The 1,990-nt window shown below is 60.6% G+C and carries 3 protein-coding genes; all 3 read left to right on the top strand.

Annotation, left to right across the window (positions count from 1 at the left end; genetic code table 11):
• Positions 1 to 231: 231 nt before the first annotated feature.
• Positions 232 to 1,089 carry a CHAP domain-containing protein gene (locus HMPREF2975_RS00250; protein ID WP_070725006.1) on the top strand — a complete coding sequence of 286 codons (858 nt, stop codon included), beginning with the start codon at positions 232 to 234 and terminating at the stop codon, positions 1,087 to 1,089.
• Positions 1,090 to 1,091: 2 nt separating this feature from the next.
• Positions 1,092 to 1,457 carry a hypothetical protein gene (locus tag HMPREF2975_RS00245; protein ID WP_070725003.1) on the top strand — a complete coding sequence of 122 codons (366 nt, stop codon included), beginning with the start codon at positions 1,092 to 1,094 and terminating at the stop codon, positions 1,455 to 1,457.
• The coding region (locus HMPREF2975_RS00240; protein WP_141757224.1) for a DUF2746 domain-containing protein at positions 1,454 to 1,990 on the top strand (537 nt) is incomplete at its 3' end. The genes HMPREF2975_RS00245 and HMPREF2975_RS00240, both read left to right, overlap by 4 nt.

Genomic DNA, 1,990 nt, shown 5'->3' with positions numbered 1-1,990 from the left:
TGTTAGACGTACTGATCGAAGCCATGTGCAACGGGCTAGAAGAAGCAGCCCAACACAACTGAATAGTAGGAAGCTCCAACCCCGACGGCCATTCGGTTGTCGGGCTTATTTATGCCCCTTTTGAGGAGGAAAAGTGGACAAGAAAGACGAGTTCGACGCGCTAATGGAGCACGGTGACACGGCGAATGACACTCCCGCGGATACTGCTGAGATCGTGGAGGTGGAATACAAATGACCACTGGAAATCAGGTGATTAGGTGTGCTGCAAGCCAGTTGGGATACTCCAGGTGGAATGACCCAGCTGCTGGAACAAAGTACGGCCGCTGGTATGCGCAAGTCATGGGCGCTTCCTACTTCGCCAGCAGCGGGGTGCCGTATTGCGATATGTTCGTCAGCTGGTGCTTGGAGCAGTGCGGCCTGCAGTTCCGCTCAGCATACGTTCCGGGGCGTATCAATTACGCGCGCCAGAAAGGCTGGGTCGTCAGGCGCGAGGACGCTCTACCAGGCGACCTAGTTTGTTTCGATTGGGATGGGGACGGGACGGCGGATCATATCGGGTTCGTAGAGATCCGCTACTCCTGGTCGTATCAAACGATCGAAGGCAATACGAGTGGGAGCTGGCGCGGCAGCCAGTCGAACGGCGGCGGCGTGTACCGCAGAACCCGCTCGTTTGACAGCGTGGTCGCAGTCATCAGGCCTCCCTACAAAAGCGCTGCCAGCCCTGTGGTGCCCGCTGGGACTCTCGCTGTGGATGGCGACTGGGGCATGGCGACTACGCGCGCCTTGCAGCGTATTAATGGCACGCCGATCGACGGGATCATCAGCTCACAGTACGCGCCGAACATGCAGTATCTCCCGGCCTGCGCGTGGGCTGGCAGTGGCTGGCAGTGGGAGGGCGAGAGCGCCCAGGGCAGCCAGCTGATCGCCAAGTTGCAAAAAGCCTTCCGCACCACACCTGACGGGATCGCGGGACCGGCTTTCGCCCGTGGGCTGCAGCAGTACTACAAGGTGAGCGTGGACGGCTACGTCGGTGCTCAGACGGTGCGCGCCATGCAGCGCGCTATCAACCGACAGGTGGGAGGAAAATAGACATGTTGGGTATTGATTTTGACCCGCTGGTCGCGTGCGGTCTCGCTGGCTTTGCGTGGAGCCTCGTCCAGGCGGCAGCCGACCGGCAGCATTGGTCATCGAACGTACGCCGGTGGATCGTGCTGGTGGCAGGCGTAGCGCTCGCGGTTGTGATTTGGTTTGCTGGAGCCTACCCCGCCTCGTGGCAGCTTTTCTGCACGCAGGCTGGCGTCATTATCGGGGCTGCTACCGCTTCGTTTACTGTGCTGAAGCGTGTGGGCCTGATTGATTGGATCGGCAGGGTCACGCCAGGCGGGGAAAGCTCCGACAGCGAGCCGTACCGGCCCAAACACCTCGCCCAGGACGACGGGCCAGGTGGTCGCGTATGAGCATGAGCATGACAGCCATGCCGGACACGGTCGCTGTCGCCCTGTCAGCCCCAGAAGTCGGAGCCGGACTGATCGCACTCATCGTCGCCCTTCTGGGCGGTATCACAGCCATCGTCAAGGTCATCACACGTAAATTCGAGGACCGCCTCACCGGCATCGCACACACGGCAGACGCGACACACGAGCAGGTGGCGAATAATCACGACATGAACCTACGCGACGATTTAGACCGCCTGTCAGGCGAGTTTCACGATTTCTCAGGCCAAGTAATCCAACAACTCAAAGAGATCAAACTGAGCTTGTCGGATCAGGACAGGCAAGCGCGGGAAGCCCAGCACGAGCAGCACCAGCGCGACCAGCAGAGCGAGGAGCGCGTACTGGGTATCCGTCAGGACCTGAGGTCTGCGACCGAGAACGCGACGCGCGACCGGGAGCTGCTGCACTCGAGGGTGAATGAGACGCGGCAGGAAGTACGCGACCTAGCGTCGGAGACCAAGCGTCGGTTTACTGAGGTCGATGAGACGGTGCGCCGC

It is taken from the genome of Actinomyces sp. HMSC065F12 (assembly GCF_001814535.1).
In the GTDB taxonomy this organism is placed as follows: domain Bacteria; phylum Actinomycetota; class Actinomycetes; order Actinomycetales; family Actinomycetaceae; genus Pauljensenia; species Pauljensenia radingae_A.
Note: the sequence above shows the minus strand (reverse complement) of the source record. Positions and strands in the feature narration are given on the sequence as shown.

Bases quoted from the DNA above. Each gene is read 5' to 3' on its own strand.
- HMPREF2975_RS00250 (WP_070725006.1), top strand. From the start codon at position 232: ATGACCACTGGAAATCAGGTGATTAGGTGTGCTGCAAGCCAGTTGGGA.
- HMPREF2975_RS00245 (WP_070725003.1), top strand. From the start codon at position 1,092: ATGTTGGGTATTGATTTTGACCCGCTGGTCGCGTGCGGTCTCGCTGGC.